The organism is Corynebacterium glaucum (assembly GCF_030408855.1).
GTDB lineage: Bacteria > Actinomycetota > Actinomycetes > Mycobacteriales > Mycobacteriaceae > Corynebacterium > Corynebacterium glaucum.
Genome location: NZ_CP047358.1, coordinates 1004459 through 1020898 on the forward strand (window position 1 = coordinate 1004459; position 16440 = coordinate 1020898).

At 63.9% G+C, this 16440-nt stretch carries 15 protein-coding genes; 10 read left to right on the plus strand and 5 right to left on the minus strand.

Features of this window, described 5'->3' with window-relative positions; all coding sequences use genetic code 11:
• Window positions 1–16: 16 nt before the first annotated feature.
• The 4 genes from CGLAUT_RS04940 to CGLAUT_RS04955 are packed head-to-tail and all read left to right on the plus strand — an operon-like array spanning window position 17 to window position 7814.
• A complete protein-coding gene (locus CGLAUT_RS04940) occupies window positions 17–3166 on the plus strand; it encodes a DEAD/DEAH box helicase (protein ID WP_290186686.1) in 3150 nt (1049 codons plus the stop codon).
• Window positions 3159–3983 carry an SWIM zinc finger family protein gene (locus CGLAUT_RS04945; protein WP_095659741.1) on the plus strand — a complete coding sequence of 275 codons (825 nt, stop codon included), beginning with the start codon at window positions 3159–3161 and terminating at the stop codon, window positions 3981–3983. Before CGLAUT_RS04940 ends, CGLAUT_RS04945 begins: the two co-directional genes overlap by 8 nt.
• Window positions 3984–3998: 15 nt before the next feature.
• Window positions 3999–5159 carry a metallophosphoesterase family protein gene (locus tag CGLAUT_RS04950; RefSeq protein WP_290186688.1) on the plus strand — a complete coding sequence of 387 codons (1161 nt, stop codon included), beginning with the start codon at window positions 3999–4001 and terminating at the stop codon, window positions 5157–5159.
• A 3-nt stretch (window positions 5160–5162) separates the two neighbouring features.
• Window positions 5163–7814 carry an AAA family ATPase gene (locus CGLAUT_RS04955; RefSeq protein WP_290186690.1) on the plus strand — a complete coding sequence of 884 codons (2652 nt, stop codon included), beginning with the start codon at window positions 5163–5165 and terminating at the stop codon, window positions 7812–7814.
• On the opposite strand, the gene CGLAUT_RS04960 is transcribed toward CGLAUT_RS04955, so the two are convergent.
• Both CGLAUT_RS04960 and CGLAUT_RS04965 read right to left on the minus strand, forming a co-directional pair.
• Complete coding sequence (locus tag CGLAUT_RS04960; protein WP_290186692.1) at window positions 7811–8347, minus strand: YceI family protein; 537 nt, start codon at window positions 8345–8347, stop codon at window positions 7811–7813. The two genes, CGLAUT_RS04955 and CGLAUT_RS04960, sit on opposite strands and share 4 nt — an antisense overlap.
• Before the next feature lie 127 nt (window positions 8348–8474).
• Entirely contained in the window at window positions 8475–9029 is a 555-nt protein-coding gene (locus CGLAUT_RS04965) for a YceI family protein (RefSeq protein ID WP_290186694.1), read from the minus strand.
• A 284-nt stretch (window positions 9030–9313) separates the two neighbouring features.
• Here CGLAUT_RS04965 and CGLAUT_RS04970 point away from each other — a divergent pair, with 284 nt between their 5' ends.
• Together CGLAUT_RS04970 and CGLAUT_RS04975 are read left to right on the plus strand one after the other, a co-directional pair.
• Entirely contained in the window at window positions 9314–9808 is a 495-nt protein-coding gene (locus tag CGLAUT_RS04970; RefSeq protein WP_290186695.1) for a MarR family winged helix-turn-helix transcriptional regulator, read from the plus strand.
• A 107-nt stretch (window positions 9809–9915) separates the two neighbouring features.
• Window positions 9916–10146 (plus strand): PspC domain-containing protein, encoded by a 231-nt coding sequence (locus CGLAUT_RS04975; RefSeq protein ID WP_198305033.1) that lies wholly within the window; start codon window positions 9916–9918, stop codon window positions 10144–10146.
• A gap of 58 nt (window positions 10147–10204) precedes the next feature.
• Here the strand turns inward: CGLAUT_RS04975 and CGLAUT_RS04980 are convergent, their stop codons facing one another.
• The gene (locus tag CGLAUT_RS04980) at window positions 10205–11821 is read right to left on the minus strand and encodes an alpha/beta fold hydrolase (RefSeq protein WP_290186697.1); all 1617 of its coding nucleotides are present in this window, start codon (window positions 11819–11821) and stop codon (window positions 10205–10207) included.
• Window positions 11822–11951: 130 nt separating this feature from the next.
• Here CGLAUT_RS04980 and CGLAUT_RS04985 point away from each other — a divergent pair, with 130 nt between their 5' ends.
• Window positions 11952–12785 carry an EamA family transporter gene (locus CGLAUT_RS04985; RefSeq protein ID WP_290186699.1) on the plus strand — a complete coding sequence of 278 codons (834 nt, stop codon included), beginning with the start codon at window positions 11952–11954 and terminating at the stop codon, window positions 12783–12785.
• Window positions 12786–12794: 9 nt separating this feature from the next.
• Window positions 12795–13475 carry a type 1 glutamine amidotransferase domain-containing protein gene (locus CGLAUT_RS04990; RefSeq protein WP_290186701.1) on the plus strand — a complete coding sequence of 227 codons (681 nt, stop codon included), beginning with the start codon at window positions 12795–12797 and terminating at the stop codon, window positions 13473–13475.
• A gap of 22 nt (window positions 13476–13497) precedes the next feature.
• Here CGLAUT_RS04990 and CGLAUT_RS04995 read toward each other — a convergent pair whose 3' ends face one another.
• Together CGLAUT_RS04995 and CGLAUT_RS05000 are read right to left on the minus strand one after the other, a co-directional pair.
• Entirely contained in the window at window positions 13498–13947 is a 450-nt protein-coding gene (locus tag CGLAUT_RS04995) for an alpha/beta fold hydrolase (protein ID WP_290186702.1), read from the minus strand.
• Window positions 13925–14329 (minus strand): alpha/beta hydrolase, encoded by a 405-nt coding sequence (locus CGLAUT_RS05000; protein ID WP_232507214.1) that lies wholly within the window; start codon window positions 14327–14329, stop codon window positions 13925–13927. The genes CGLAUT_RS04995 and CGLAUT_RS05000 overlap by 23 nt, the downstream gene beginning before the upstream one ends.
• 707 nt (window positions 14330–15036) lie before the next feature.
• On the opposite strand from CGLAUT_RS05000, the gene cmtR reads away from it, so the two are divergent.
• Together cmtR and CGLAUT_RS05010 are read left to right on the plus strand one after the other, a co-directional pair.
• Complete coding sequence (gene cmtR / locus CGLAUT_RS05005; RefSeq protein ID WP_084082624.1) at window positions 15037–15396, plus strand: Cd(II)/Pb(II)-sensing metalloregulatory transcriptional regulator CmtR; 360 nt, start codon at window positions 15037–15039, stop codon at window positions 15394–15396.
• Window positions 15393–15995: a cadmium resistance transporter gene (locus tag CGLAUT_RS05010; protein WP_290186706.1), complete on the plus strand. Its 603-nt coding sequence runs from the start codon at window positions 15393–15395 to the stop codon at window positions 15993–15995. The genes cmtR and CGLAUT_RS05010 overlap by 4 nt, the downstream gene beginning before the upstream one ends.
• Window positions 15996–16440: the final 445 nt, after the last annotated feature.

Sequence of the window (16440 nt, forward strand, 5' to 3'; positions counted from 1 at the left end):
TGGTATAAGGAGGGGTATGCCTAATTACCTGCTGCACGGCCTCTGGTTGCCAGAGTCCGGCCTCAACCTGTGGGTTGAGCAGGTCGAAGGCCACCGGATTCTCACATTGGAGAAGGTTCCGGAGGGGACCTTTCCACCGGTCGTCCATTCGCTTATCGACGGCTCACGTTTCCGCCACCGCAGCCGCATCACGCTCCAGACTCCGAAAGGGAAATCGGTGCAACTCACCGCGCCCACGGCGGCGCTCGCACCGGATGAAACAGTGCAGTTCCTTTCGTCGCTCGCGTCCATCGACGCGCCCATCCCGGCGGCGACCCAGGAGCAGCGCGACGCGATCGCGCCGGATTTGAAGTGGCTGCTGCGCATGTTCCAAGGCCTTGGCCGGTTCGTTAAGGCGGGACGTGTGACCATTCACGTGCCGATGCGGGACCACCAGTGGTACGCGCAGTGGCAGCTGGGCACCGGGGTAGAAGAGCGCGGCTGGCTCGCTGAAATGACCGCCGCCGCGCCCGGCGTGCTCGTGGCCAACAACCCGGGCTTGAGCGAGGATATGGCGAAGACGCTGGTTCACTGGATCACCTCCTATCGCCTCCGAAACGCCGGCGCGGCCGATACCTCGCGGCCCTACGGGCGCCACGACTTCATCAACTCGCTGGTCAACGGAGAACCGCTGCGCCGCGGCAACGCCTCGCTGTCGCGCCGGGTGGCGGATTGGAACGGCTCCATCACCGCGGTGAACCTGCAACTGGTCTTTATCGCCGACGAGCCCGCCGACCCCGAAGCGTCGGCTGACCAGGGCAGCGACGCCCCGGTCGACGAAGACGCGGCGATCTGGCCGGTACGCGTCAGCGTCCGCTCCGGTTCCGATGCCCCGCGCCCGGTGCGCCAGCACGACTACGACGGCCAGACGGCGCAGAAGCTGCGCGAGGAGCTGTTCCGCGCCATCAACGCGACTTCGCTTGCCGACCCCTCGCGACACCCGCGCCCAAGCTCCGTGCCCCGCCCGTTCGATGAAGGTGACTGGGACCTGTACCTCACCACCGAAGAGATCGTGCGCTTCGCCGACACCGAGGCTGCCCGCCTGCGCAGCGCCGGTTTCGCGGTGATGCTGCCGCGCGCCTGGTCGCACGCCGAAACCACCGCGAAGCTGGCCGTCGCCGAGCACTCCAACCCGTACGACTCCTCGACCGTCACGCACCTCGGTTTCGGCACGCTCCTGGAGTACAACTGGCGCCTCTCCGTCGGCGACATCGAGCTCACCGACGCCGAGATGGAGCAGTTGGTCAACTCCAAGACGGGCCTGGTCAAGCTACGCGACGAGTGGGTGCTCGCCGACACCACGCAGCTCGCCCGCACGCGCAAATACATGCAGAAACTCCAGGAGAAGTCGCTGGAGACAGCCAAGCGCGACGTTGAGGCGGCCGAATCGCGCGCCGCGCTCGCCGAGGCCGCCGGCAGCGATGACGCCCCAGTGCTTGCAGCCAAGGCCAAGGAGTTGCGCGAGGCATATGAGCAATTGCTTGACGACGAACTGGCGGGCGCCGCAGGTGTTACCGGCGCCGTCACGGCAGACGAGCTGCGCCAGCTTGCCCTGGAATCTGAAACCACCGATGCCGCCCCCATCGAGTTCACGGGTTCCACGTGGTTCACCTCGCTGGTCGGCGGCACCGACCGGCCCGCCCCGGAACGCGTGGACATTCCGAACACGGTGCAGGCGGATCTGCGCGAGTACCAGCGCCGCGGCGTGGACTGGCTGTTTTTCATGTCCCGCAACAACCTCGGCGCGGTGCTCGCCGATGACATGGGCCTGGGCAAGACGCTGCAGCTGCTCACCCTGCTGGCCGTCGAGGCGGAGCAGGGTGTGCGCACCGGCCCGACTTTGGTGGTCGCGCCGACCTCGGTGGTGGGCAACTGGGCGCGCGAGGCTGGTCGGTTCACCCCAAACATGCAGGTCGTCGTGCACCACGGCCCAGGCCGCCTGCACGGGTTCGAGCTCATGCAGTCCTGCGAGGAGGCGGACCTGGTGGTCACGTCCTACGGCATCATCAACCGCGACCATAAAGACTTAGCCCACGTGCGCTGGGACCATGTGGTGCTGGATGAGGCGCAGGCGATTAAGAACGTTGGCACGCAGTCGTCGAAAAGCGTGCGAGCCCTACCGGCCCGCCACCGCATTGCGCTGACCGGCACCCCGATTGAGAACAAGCTGTCTGAGCTGCGCAGCCTGCTGGACTTTGTGAACCCGGGGATGCTGGGCACGCAGGCGTTTTTCCGCAACCACTTTGCCAAGGCGATTGAGCGCGGCGGCCAGGATGCGTTGGCGGTGGAGATGAGTGAGCGCCTGCAGCGTCTCACCTCGCCATTTATTCTGCGCAGGTTGAAGTCGGATCCGGCGATTATCGACGATTTGCCGGACAAGGCCGAGCACGTCGTCGCCGTCGACATGACGCCGGAGCAGGCGGCGCTCTACACCGCGCTGGTGAAGGAGACCGAGGGCGAGCTGGAGCGCCGCCAAGGCATGGCGCGCAAGGGGCTGATTTTGGCGATGATCACGCGCATCAAGCAGGTGTGCAACCACCCCGCGCACTTTCTCGGCGATGCGTCGCCGGTGACCGTCAACGGCGTGCACCGTTCCGGCAAGGTGGAAAAGCTCGTAGAGATCCTCGACCAGGCGATTGCGACGGAGCGCCGCGTGCTCATCTTCACGCAGTACAAGGCGTTCGGCGACATTTTGCAGCCGTACCTGAGCCAACGCTACGGCGAGCAGATCCCGTTCCTGCACGGCGGGGTGGGCAAATCCGCGCGCGATGCGATGGTGGAGCGCTTCCAGCGTGACGACGGCCCGCCCGCGATGCTGCTCAGCCTCAAAGCCGGGGGCACCGGGTTGAACCTCACCGCGGCATCGATCGTGGTGCATATGGACCGCTGGTGGAACCCGGCGGTGGAAAATCAGGCAACGGATCGCGCGTTCCGCATCGGCCAGGACAAAGACGTCACGGTGTACAAGATGATCACCCGCGGCACGATGGAGGAGCGCATTCAGGATGTGCTCGACGGCAAGATGCACCTTGCCGGCACCGTTGTCGGCGAGGGCGAAGGGTGGATCACCGAGCTGGACAAGGAAGATCTCGCGCGTTTGATCAGTTACAGGGGGCAGGATGAGTAGCCAGCGACCAAAACGCCCCAGCGAAGACAACGTCATCTACGCCAACTTCGGCGCGCGCAAGCGCGTGGCCACCGCCGCAGAGACCGGCGGGCCGCAGACGGTGCCGCCGACGGTGAGCAAGTCCCAGGCCGCGATGCGGGTGCTCAACGCCGCGGTGCGCCGCACCGATATCGGCCGCGCCAAGCGGGGCCACCAGTATGCGCAGCAGCGCCACGTCACCGACTTGCGGGTGCGCCCCGGCGGGATGGAAGCCTCGGTGGTGGGCAGCCAGAACGAGCCGTTCTACACCGGGTTCACCCTGCCCATGCGCACGCCGCAGGAACTGCGCCGCGCGATGAGCGAGATGGCGCGCAGCGCCAGCGCCAGCAAGCGGGCCCGGGCCGGCGAATTCCCCGACTCCGTGCTCGATGTGCTGCTCGCGGCCACGCCGGAAGAGTTCAAGTTCTTCTGCGACTGCCCGGACAGCGCCGACGTGTGCAAGCACGCCGTGGCGCTCGCGGAGGAGGCGGCCAAGCAGATCGACGCCGACCCGGGCACCGTGTTCGCGATCCGGAGCCTGTCCATGGCGGTGTTCGAGGACTCTGTGCGCGACTCGGCGCACACCACCGCGCAGGAAAACGCGAGCGCGGGTTCGGAGTACTTCTGGTCCGGGCGCGAACTGCCGGCGCTGCCCACGCCGAAGATCGCCCCGATGATCGATGATTCAGACTCGGACCTGCTGCGCCACGCGATGGAAACCGTGTCGTTCACCAACATCGACCTCTTACACGCCGTCTCCGACATCGAAGACCTCTACGACATGCTGGTCGAGGAATAGGAGAGGAGCACAACCATGGTCACGTTCATCCACACCTCCGATTTCCAGATCGGCATGACGCGCAAGTTTTTGAGCGCCGAGGCGCAGTCGCGGTTCAGTGACGCGCGGCTCCGGGCCGTCGAAAAGCTCGGTGAGCTCGCGACCGAGCATGGCGCGGAGTTCATCGTGGTCGCCGGCGATGTCTTCGAGCACAACTCGCTGTCGAAGGAAACGCTCGGCCGCGCGCTGGAGACGCTGCGCAAACTGCCGGTGCCGGTCTACCTGCTGCCAGGCAACCACGACCCGCTGGTCGCCGACTCGATCTTCGCCCGCACCAAAGACATCGACAACGTCACGGTGCTCGACTGCGCGGGGCCGTTCACGGTCCGCGAAGGCGTCGAGATCGTCGCCGCCCCGCTGGTGACCAAGCACGCCAACGAGGACCTCTGCGCGCGGGCCATCCGCGACCTCGGGCCCACGGAGAACGTCCGGATCCTGGTCGGCCACGGCCAGGTCGAAGGCTACGGCGACGAGGACACCGAGGCACTCATCGACTTGGGCAAGCTGGAGCTTGCGCTTATCGACGGCACCTTGGACTACGTCGCCCTCGGCGACACGCACTCCACCCAAGCGCTTGGCTCGAGCGAGCGAGTCTGGTTCTCGGGATCGCCAGAAACCACCGATTACCACGACCGTTCTCCCGGTTCGAAGGGGGGAGAGGTGGATTCGGGCAATGCGTTGGTCGTGAGCGTCGATAAGCAAAAGCTTGTTTCGACCGTACAGGTGGAGCGAGTGCCGACGGGGGCGTGGACCTTTGAGGCCCTGAGCTGGGAAGTGGCTGACGAGGCTGATGTGGACCGGCTGTTGGCGGAGCTGAAGGCGTACCCGGATAAGGACCGGACGGTGATTAAGTACGCGATTGCCGGCACGCTGGGGTTGGAGGCGACGCAGAAGCTCGAGCGCGAGCTGGCTGAGCTGGAGCCGGTGTTCGCGGCGCTGTACCCGCGCGAGCGGCTGACCAGCCTGCACTTGGCGCCGAGTGATGCGGAGCTGGAGCAGCTGTCGCTAGCGGGTTTTGCGCGCGACGCGATGCATGAGTTGGTGGCGCAGGCAGCAAGCAACGGCGATGCGGCGGGCGATCCGACGGCGCGTGATGCGGTGAACTTGCTGTTCCGGCTGTCGAAGGAGGCGGAGTAGGCGATGCGGATTCATTCGGTGGTGATTGACAACTTCCGCGCAATTGAGCACCTGGAGATGGATGATCTGCCCGAGACGGGCGTGATCATCATCGAGGGCAACAATGAGGCGGGCAAGTCCACGATCCTCGACGCGATCACTCTGGTGTTGCGGTGGCCGGCGAAGAGTAAGCGCCAGGAGGTCAAGGCGTGCGCGCCGGCTGGTCGCGACGAAGGTCCGGAGGTCGCGCTGACGGCGACGGTGGGGCAGACGACATTTCGGATTCGGAAGCGGTGGTTGAAAAAGCCTGTGTCCGAGTTGTCCGTGACTGCGCCGACGCGCGCGCAGTACACCGGTGAGGAAGCGGAGGCGCAGCTTGAGGCGATCTTGAGCGCGAACCTCGACCGAGAGCTGGCGGAGCTGCTGTTCTTGCGCCAGGGCGAGCTGGAGGCGGGCGCGCAGGCGGCTGGTGTGAGCTCGATTTCGGCGGCGCTGCAGGCGGCGTCTGGAGCGGAGGCGGTGGGTGAGGAGGACACCGAACTCATGGCCGCGGTGGAGAAGGAGTACAGGCGCTACTTCCAGCCAAAGACCGGCAAACCGAAGGCGGACTACCAAGCGTTGTTCGCCGCTGTCGAGTCCGCGCGCGAGGCGGCTGAGGGTGCGAAGCAGCAGGTCGACGCGTTGGCTGGGTACGTCGATGAGCATGCCCGCAGGCAGGAGGAGATCCGCCGGGTGGACGCTGAGCTGCCGGGAGCGGAGGAAGAGGCCGTAGAGCTCGCCCGGGCGGCGGGTGAGGCCGCGCAGTTGCGGGACAAGGCGCAGCAGGCGGGGCAGCAGCTCGCGCAGGCGCGGGTGAACTGCGATCGGGCGGAAAGCGACCTTGAGGCGCGGGAGGCGCTGGTGGCGCGGGTTTCGGCCACCGAGGCCGAGGCGGAGGCGCTGCGCGCGGATGCCGAGCAGGCGCGGGAGGCCGGCGATGCTGAGCAGGCGAAGGTTGCCCAGCTCACCGAAGAGCGCGACGCCGCGAAACAGACGCTGGCCAACGCACGCGAGCGCGCCAAAGCAGCCGCGAAGGCGCTGGAGCTGATTCGCGCACGCCGCCAACTACGCGAGCGCGACGAGCTGCTCGCCCGCGTCGAGGAGGCTGACGCGGCATACACCGCGCTGGTGGAATCCGCCCCGTCGCGTGTGGTTGCGGACAGCGACATCAACGCCCTCGACGCGGCCGAGAGCGAGTTGAAGCTCCAGCGCACGCTGCGCGACACCGCCGCCGCCAAGCTGGACATCACCGCCGATCGCGCGGCGATCACTGTCGACGGCTCGCCGTTGGACATCAGCGGCACCACCGCGGTCAACGTCTTCGAAGGCACCGAACTCCAACTCGGTGACTTTCACGTGGTTTACCGCGCGGCTCGGGGCACGACCGACCCCCACGAGGCGGTGGAGAGAGCGGAACGCGCGCTCCAGGAGTTGCTCGAGGCGGTGGGCTGCGGCACGGTCGCCGAGGCGCGCGCCGCCCGCGACGCTCACAGGGACCACGCGACGGAACTCGCCGCTGCCACGAGGCGTCGTGAAGACCTGCTTTCCGGCAGCGACCTCGCAACCCTGCTCGCCGAGCGCACCGCGTTGGCCCAGCGAGTCGAGCAGCTCACCGCGCACACTTCAACAGAGCTCTCGCTTGACGACGAGTCCGTGGCCGCCCTAGCCGTCGCCGACGGCGACACCGCGGTGTCGCAGGCTGAAGCCGCGGCCGATGCGGCCGAGGCGAAGCTCAAGCCGTTTGCGGAGCGCCCTGCCCACGCGGCACTGGTTGCGCTGGAAACGAAGGCGGAGGCCAAGGAACACGAGCTCGAAGCGGTGCGCGCTGAACGCGCGGCCGCAGAGGAGAAGCAGCCCACTGAGGCGCTGACCCAGGCGCTCGAGACGGCTCGCGCCGCGGTGGAGGAGGCGAAGGTAGTTGCCGATAGCCTCGCAGCAGATGCGGCGGCCGCGAATCCCGACATTGCCGAGCAGCTTGCGCGGGGTGCGGAGAACCGGGTGGCGACGCTGCGGGACCGTCGCACGCAAGCGCAGAACCGTCTGATCGAGCTTGGCGGGCGCATCGAGATGGCCGAGGGCGCTGCGGAGCGGTTAGACCGCGCCGAGGCTGAGCTGGAGAAGGCGGAAAGCGATCTTGAACGCGCTACCCGCCGCGCAGATGCCGCACGCCTGCTTCGAGAGACCATGGTGGCTCATCGCGATGCGGCGCGTGCGCGCTACACCGCGCCGTTCAACGACGCGGTGCGCAAGCATGCAAGTGTGATTTTCGGGCCGACTGTGGACTTCAACTTTGGTGATCAGCTCGAGGTCACTGCTCGCACCGTCGATGGGGTGACAGTGCCGCTCACGGACCTATCAGGTGGTACCAAGGAGCAGCTCGCGTTGCTGACCCGTTTCGCGATCGCGGATCTGGTGACCGGAAGCGGTGAAACCGCGCCCGTTCCAGTGGTGGTCGATGATGCGCTCGGCGCCACCGACCCCTATCGCCTCGGGCTGATGAATGTGCTCTTCGAGCAAGTGGGGCAGAAGGCACAGGTGCTGGTGCTCACCTGCTTCCCACAGCGCTTCGACCGCGTTAACGCCGCCAAGCGGCTAAGCATGGACGAGTTGAAGCTCCGCAGCGCGGGGAGTGCTTAAGCCCGGATTGCGGAACCGTTGATTTCGATATCGATCTCGTTCGAAATCATGACACCGCCGGTCTTCAGCGGCATGTTGAAGTCGATGCCGAAGGCCGCGCGGTCGATGGTGGTGGTTGCCTGGAAACCCAAGCGGACCGCACCGTATGCGTCCTCTTCGATGCCGAAGGTCTTGACTTCGAAGGTGACTGGCTGGGCCGTGCCCTTCAGCGTGAGTTCGCCGTCGACGGTGCCGGTGCCGTGCTCGTCGACGTTGAATGCGGTGGAAGCGAAAGTCGCCTCGGGGTAGTTCTCGATGTCGAAGAAGTCGGCGTTGCGCACGTGCGCGTCGCGCTCGGAGTGCAGCGTATTGAGCGATGCCATTTTGATTGCGGCCTGCGCGCGGGAGTTCTCGGGGTGTTCCTGATCAAACTCGATCGTGGCGCTGTAGTCGGTGAACTTGCCGCGGAACTTGTTCACCATTGCGTAGCGAAGGACGAAATCGACGCTTGAGAATGTGGGGTCGAGGTTCCAGGTACCGGAGAGCTGAGACATGGTTGGATTCCTCAATTTTCTGGGGTCAATCTTCTGGGGTCGCGGGTGTTAAAGAGGCAGGGTCACTGCCACTGCACATGGTAATGGGGCCTTCGCGCTGACGCTGGCCCAGCAGTAGCTGCTCGTCTTATCCCGCTGCGCTATCCCCGGTTCGGATTGCCGAGCCTTCAATTTCCACCTTGATCTCGTTGGAGATGAGCACACCGCCGGTTTCAATGGGCGCATCGAAATCCAGGCCGAAAGCGTGACGGTTAAACGTCGTCGCGGCTTCAAATCCCAAACGGGTGTTGCCCATCGGGTCGGGTTGAATGCCAAAGGTTGCGACGATGAGGATGATCGGCTTGGTGATGCCTTTGATGGTCATGTCGCCCTCAACGGTGCCGTTGCCCTTCTCATCGACGTGGAACATGGTTGAGACGAAGCGTGCCTCGGGGTACCTATCGGCCTCGAAGAAGTCGTTTTTGCGCAGGTGGGTGTCGCGGTCTGCGTTACCCGTGTTCACCGAGGCGATTTGGATCAACGCCTCGACGGAGGATGTTTCGGGTGCGTCCTGGTTGATATGCAGGGTTGCGTTGAAATCTTGGAACGATCCGCGGATCCTGGTCACCATCGCGTGCCGAGCGATGAAGTTAACGCTGGAATGGGTGGGGTCAAGGGTCCATGTACCGGACAGTTCGGTCATCGCGAGCCTCTAATCGTTGGAGTCAAGTATTAGGTGGAACCTGATAAAGGTATCTGAAAACGCAAAGCTTTACGACACCTTTGGGCCAAGTGTTGCCCTCGAAGCCCCAAGAGGGGGCGATCTGTCGCAGCTTAGGTCGGCGTAGGTCAGCGTGGATCAGCGTAGGTCCCGCGTAGGTCTAGGAAGAATGCAACGTTTGCAAGATCTTGTTGGCACATGTCGTTTAATAGGGTTTCGCTACCCATTACAAACCTTTGATGAGTCCGCCAAGTAGGCTGCGTCTTATGAGTTCGCCGACCCGATGGTTAAACGACGATGAACAGCACCTGTGGAGGCTGTTGCTGTCATCGCAGTGGAAGCTGTCACGCGCTATCGAAGAGTCGGTGCAGCAGACTTCGAACCTGTCGTATTCGGAGTTCGGAGTCCTGGTCGAGCTTTCGGAGGCGGAGAACCGCACGCTTCGGTTGCGCGATCTGTGCATGCATCTTGAATGGGATCGCTCCAGGGCTTCGCACCAAGTAACGCGCATGGAAAAACGCGGGCTGGTTACCAAAGAGCCGAGCCCGGGAGACGGCCGCGGCGTCCTGGTTACCCTTACCGATGAGGGATTTAGCCGCCTCGAAGCGGCGGTGCCAGAGCACGTCGAGGTAGTGCGGCGCATGGTGTTCGACCATATGAAGCCGTCCAGCGCGCCAGTGCTTGAAGAGTTCTTCTCCGGCATCATCGCCGTGCGCGAGGCATCTGCTCAGTCTGAGGTGGCTGACGCGGCCGGCGATTAAGTGGAGCGAGATCAGGGTAAAACTCAGGGCAATCCCCGTTGCCAGGGGTCGCAGGCGCGAGTTCAATTGGGAGCTAGCAACAACTTCTCCGTTGAAAGGACCCGAAGATGACTTCCCCGTACATCAACTCCCCGTACATGGACCCTCAGGAGCCGAAGCGCCTTACCCGTTCTGTCACCCACAAGATGATCGGCGGCGTGTGCGCCGGCCTGGCCGAGTACCTCAACGTTGATCCGACGCTGGTCCGCCTGGTCTTCGTCTTCCTGTTCCTCGCAGGCATCTTCCCGGGCGTGCTCGCCTACATCATCTCGTGGATGGTGATCCCGCCGGAGTTTTAATCTCGTCGCCAAAAACGCCCTCCCACACACTGTGTGAGAGGGCGATTCTGCGCGCGCTTTACTGGTCGAAGTATCCGGGCTGGTCGACCGGGCCAAGCTCGCCGGTGCGCAGGTAGTTGACCACCTGGCGGTCAACTGCATCGTTGCCGAACGCGACGTGGCCGTGGCCCGGGCCGTGGACGGTGACCAGGTGCGAGTTCATTGCGTTGGCAATGGTGTGGCGGCCCGCGTAGACGGTCTGTGGGTCACCGGTGCCGTTGAACTGCAGCGGACGGGTCTGCAGCTGGGAACCGTCCATCGGTGCCACACCCGCGACCGGGCCTGCGCCGGAGCAGTATGCGCCGGATGCGATGAAGGAGTACGGCAGGGTGAACCGGTTGCCGGTGGCCTGCGACCAGAACAGCTCCGGAAGCAGGGTGTACACCGGCGGGGCCACGTTTTCGTTGCACAGCTGAGCACGCTGCAGGAGCTCAATACCCTGCATCTGCGCCTGTGCTTCCTCGATCTCCGCCGGGGTGAGCTCCCTGTCGCCATTCAAATCCTCGGGGGAGACAGTACCGTTGGTCAGACCCGCGATGACACCCCACATCTCCGGACGGGGCAGCATGCCAATGGTGTTATGCAGAAGCGGTGAGTTGATCTGGTTTGAACCCGGGTTCAGGGTGCGGGAGATGATGCCCTCGCCCTCAACACGCGCCTTGCCGGTTGCGGTCATTGCATCCGCGCCAGCCTGGCCGGTGAACTCCAGCCCCGGAGGCAGATCGCCGATGCGCGCCGGTGGGGGAGTCACCGTCGGGTTGGTGCCAGCTTCCGCAGCGACCGCGTTGTACCAATGCTGGTACGCCTTCAGCGGGGTGTCACCCATGCCGAAGGTCGCCTCGTTTGCTGCAACCCATGCGAAATAGTCGTGCAGTGCGCGCTCGAAGCCGCCGATCTGATCGCCGAGGAGCTGCTGCCATTGGGAGTTCGGGTCCATCGCAGAGTCCAACACCACGCGGTCGGTGTGCTGCGGATACATCGTGGCGTACGCGGAGCCGAGGTAGGTGCCGTAAGACAGGCCGATGATGGAGATGCGCTCTTGGCCAAGTGCCTGGCGCACCATCTCCCAGTCACGCGCGTGGTTCTCGGTGGTGATGGTTTCCGGATAGCCCGGCTTGTCGCCCTGGCAGATGGAGCGCATGAAACCGCCGTGCGAGAGGTTGGCGTCCACCTGCATCTTCGCCGCATCAATCGGGTTCTGCGGGGTCTCCACCTCGCACTCAAGCGGAGTGGAGTGCGGCAGGCCGCGCGACTGCACGGTCACAAGATCCCACTCGTTGGTGATCTCTTCCGGCCACTCGAGGGCGGTGCCGAAGTACATGTAGGTGTCGCCACCAGGACCGCCCGGGTTGCCAAAGATGGTTCCGCGGCGCGCCGCCGGGTTTGCCGCCGAGCGCTTCAGGAAACCGACGGAAATCTTCTGCCCGTCCGGGTCGTCGTAGCGCATCGGTACCTCGATACGACCGCACTGGGTGTTCGGAGCGCTAACGTGCACCGGGCACTGCTCCCAGGTGATCTCCGGCGCTTGCTGGGCGTTCGCCGTCGGGGTGGTCAGGGCAGCCGCCGCGATCGCGATGCCCGCGGCGGTTGCGCTCACCGCCTTTCGGATCGACTTTGCCGGTTTAACCTGGGACATCGAGCAACACCTCTTCAGCTAACGGTACAAATTCTTAAACTCCGCATACATACTAGCTGTGCGCGCGCACTTGTTGCGGTGAGAGCAAGAGCTTTTGCTTATCGACGCCCCTGCTAACATCCTTCCGCTGATGAACGTTTCGGCATTTCGCCCCGTGCTGTTCGTGTTGATCGGCTCGCTGGGCATCCAATCTTCGGCCGTCATTTCCTCGACGCTGTTCGCGGAGCTCGGCACCGTCGCTGTCTCCACCTTCCGCCTCGCGGTTGCGGCGCTGCTGCTCTTTGCCGTCTTCCGGCCCTCGCTGCGAGCCATGACCCGCGAGCGCTGGATCAACGCCGCCGTCTACGGCATCGCCATGGCTGCAATGAACCAGTTCTTCTTCGCAGCCGTCGAACGCCTCCCGCTGGGTGTCGCGGTCACGCTCGACTTCCTCGGGCCCTGCCTGGTTTCGTTCTTCGGCATCAAGCACTGGCGCGGGCGCATCTGGGCGCTCGTGGGATTCGCCGGCGTCATGCTCATCGCCGGCCCATCGTCCGGTCTCGACCCAGTCGGCATCGCGTTCGGTCTGCTCGCCGGCGCATTCTTCGCCACCTACACCGTCTTCGCCGAGCGGGTCGGCAAGGCGGAGGGCGGCCTCGGCGACCTCGCGATCTCCGTCGGCGTTGCCGCCATTGTCACCATGCCGCTCGCCGCGCCGAAGCTGACCCAGGTCACCATGAACGCCTGGCTCGTACTCACCCTCGCCGCGGTCGTGGGTGTGGTCATCCCGTACATTGCTGACACCTTGGCGGCCAAGTATTCCTCCGCGCAGGTCGTCGGCACGCTCTTTGCTCTTGACCCGGTGGTGGGCTCGCTGCTGGGCTGGCTGTTTGCGGGCGATGCGCTCACCGCACGCATGGTCGCGGGCATCGCCATGGTGACCATCGCCGGCGCAGTGATCACCTGGAGTTCCGCAAGAGAGTAAAACGGTGGCATGAAGTTTCTCGCACTTTCAACCAGCGCTCACCGTTACGAGACCTCCGGCATTCGCACCGGCATGTGGCTCGGCGAATTCACCCATTTTTACGACGTGCTCACCGAAGCCGGCCACGAGGTCGAACTCGCCAGCGTCGCGGGCGGCACCATCCCGATCGACCCGGTCAGCCTCAAAACCCCCGTCATCCAGATGGGGGGCACGAACAAGCGTTATGAGGACCCGGAATTCATGTCGCTGCTGGACAACACTCCGTCGATAAGCGATGTGGACCTTGACTCTTATGCCGGCATCTACCTGATCGGCGGCCATGGCACGATGTTTGACTTCACCAACGAGACCGTGAAGGCAGCCGTCGCGCACTTCGCCGATGCTGGCAAGATCGTTTCCGGTGTGTGCCACGGACCGGTCGGGTTGCTCGAGGTCACCCTCGCTGATGGCAATTCGCTTCTCGACGGCCGACGTGTCACCGGTTACTCGTGGTCCGAGGAGAAACTGGCTCGGCGCACCGACGAGGTTCCGTTCAGCCTTGAGGAGAAGCTCAGCGCGGAGGCGGGGGAGTACACGACCGCCGCGGTGCCGATGACGAAGCACGTGGTTGTGGACGGCAACCTGGTCACCGGCCAGAACCCGACGAGCGCGACGGGTGTTGGCGAGGCAGTGCTCGAGCTGCTGGGCTGATATCTACTTGCCGTCGGCGTAGTCAGTTGACCCCGCGCGGCGGCACCTTTTCGCGCAGAAACGCGACCTGTTCCTCGATAATGCGGCTGAACAGGGGCTGCACATAGGGGTCGAAGTGCCCTCCCTCGTGCACGTGCACGGTGGCATCGGGAACATTTGCCGCGACCCTCAGGGCCACATCCGTGGGGGTGACGGCATCGTCCGACATGATGTGGAACAGCACCGGGCAGGAAATGTTCGCGGCTTTTCGACCGGGGGAGTAGAAGCCGATCCACGCGAGGATCCGGGCAGCGACAGTCTCCGGATATTCGCCGTGCTCCAGACCCGAAGTTTCGAGCATCTTGTCCAGCCCCTCCATCGATCCGGACGCTGTCATGACGGCGGTATCGCCCGGGTAGCCGACGGAGTCGATGTAGCGCGGTGGCCGTCGCGTGAAGGAGCGGATGAGATCACTCGCGGCCCGTGGCGCCACTCTGAGCGCAGTGCGGAGCGAACGACGTGCCCCACGCGATGATTCGGTCCGGGTTAGTCCCGTCAAGCGAGCGTGCGTAAGCCAGCGCGCGGCGCCAATCGTCGAGTTGCTTAGCGGTGTCCAACAGCTGGCGCGGCTCGCCTTTGCTTTCCCCGAAGTGCCGGTAGTCGAAAACCACAACCGCATAGCCATTGCGGGCGAATTCTTCGGCATACACGTAGAGGGCAACCGCTCGCGGGGTGCCGAAGCCGTGGGCCATGACGACTGCGGGAATCTCACCCGGCGCACCCTCGGGGCGGAATACTGTGGCGGCGCAGCGCAGCCCTTCGGACTCAAACCACTCGTCGCTGCGTGTGAAGCTGCCAGTCCCAGAACTTTCCATGTTGCCGTCCCAGAAACCCACACACTAAAAGTGCCGGTCGAATGAGTACCGATGGGCTTGACATTAGCAGCCTTAGGGGAGTGAAGCGGCACCAATAAAGCGGGAAATGCCTGGTCGGGGCTTTTGTGAAACTTTTTGGCCAGTTATATCAGGTCCACGGCTACACCCCAGTTACACCGGGTTTCGCCTCCGGTTACGCGACCTTAGTCGATTGGGCACCGTGAACAGGAGCCTCTTAGAACGCGGTGTCGGAAAATTCCGTGCCTGCTCGACAAGTTCGTCTAAACGCCTCGTCGTCAAGCCATAACTGCATAGTGTCAACGACAACGCGACGATAATTCAGTTCCTTGATCTCAGCTGCCGAGGTCTCGGTTTCTACGAGAGTCTGGATCGCCCGGGGTCTTCGTCTTATAGCTATTGCAGTCCGCTCTGGTCGGCGACGATGCATGCGAAAACGCCATCGTCAACCCTTCCCGGTTCAAGACGACGACGTCATCGAGTTTCGGTCGTTCGGGTCTCTTCTTCGCGCCTGAAAACGGACCTCGCCAACTATGCCAGGCTCGCGCACAACTTGGATCTCGAGCTGGGGACGCTGTTTCGCAACTTTGCCGGAATCTCTGCCACTTCCACTGTCTCCTGAGCAGCACAAACGGCTACGTCACTACATCAGACTTGACGTGTTCAGCACTCGCTGTATAGTTCAGTGCATGCTGACTATTGCTTCGCGTCTCGACGTGATGAACCGCCTGGGTCGTGCACTGGCCGACCCCACTCGATCCCGAATCATCTTGACTCTGCTCGACCATCCCGCTTACCCGGCAGAACTGGCTCGAGCTCTGGACCTGACACGCTCGAATGTGTCCAACCACCTGGCATGCCTGCGCGATTGTGGGATCGTCGTCTCCGAGCCCGAGGGTCGTCGGACACGATACGAGATCGCCGATCCGCACTTGGCGCAGGCGCTGACGACATTGGTCGATGCCACCTTGGCAGTAGACGAAGACGCCCCGTGTATCGATCCCGCCTGCTCGCTTCCCGGATGCAACGTAGCTGGGGTGGGCGCATGATCCTCACCACGGTCTTGCAGGCGATAGGCCTGTTCGCAGCTACCAACATCGACGACATCATCGTGCTCTCCCTCTTCTTCGCGCGAGGGGCAGGCCAGGGCGGCACCACCGCCCGTATTTTGGCCGGCCAGTACCTCGGATTTGCCGGCATCCTCGTCGCCGCGATCCTTGTGACCATCGGCGCCGGAGCATTTCTGCCCCCGGCAGCCATTCCATACTTTGGTCTCATCCCTCTGGGCATCGGCCTCTGGGCCGCATGGGAGGCCTGGCGCGGAGACGATGACGACGATGACGACGAGGCCAAGGTTGCCGGCAAGAAGGTCGGCGTAGGGACAGTCGCAGGCGTCACTTTTGCCAATGGCGGCGACAACATCGGTGTCTACACCCCTGTCTTCCTCAGCGTGGAACCTCTCGCAGTAGTCGCCTACTGCGTTATCTTCCTCGCGCTCGTTGCGGTCTTGGTGGCCCTGGCAAAGTTCGTCGCCACCCGCCCCCCGATCGCGGAAGTGCTCGAACGCTTTGAGAACATCCTCTTCCCCATCGTTCTCATCGGCCTCGGCATCGTGATCCTCGTCAGCGGCGGAGCCTTCGGGCTCTGACGTAGCGGCAGTGTTCCAAACGGCCCCGACCGGGCGCACCCCTCTCGGTTCAGGCCCCAACAACTACCCGCAGCCAGTCCTGCGTGATCGCAGCAACAAGACCGCCATGGAGCGCTGCAAAAACCGCGCCACCAGTTGAACGAAGCCACAGCCTCTGAGTGCACGCGCCCATACTGGTTCGCCACGGGTTTAGTGGAGGGTGGAAATTTGGAAAAGTAACCCTACATACGCCCTCGAAGTACACCCCTGAGTTGAAGCAGCGCGCCATCGAACTGGTGCAGCACGGGCAAGCTGACCCTCACACGTCTCGCGGTGCGATATCCTGCATCGCCGGCGCGTTCGGAACGAGTACGGAAACTCTTCCGCGGCTGGGTCCGCGCTCATAAACAATCCGGCGCGACAACCCGAGCGGGAACGGCGTTTTAGAAGAGAAAAATGACCCCTC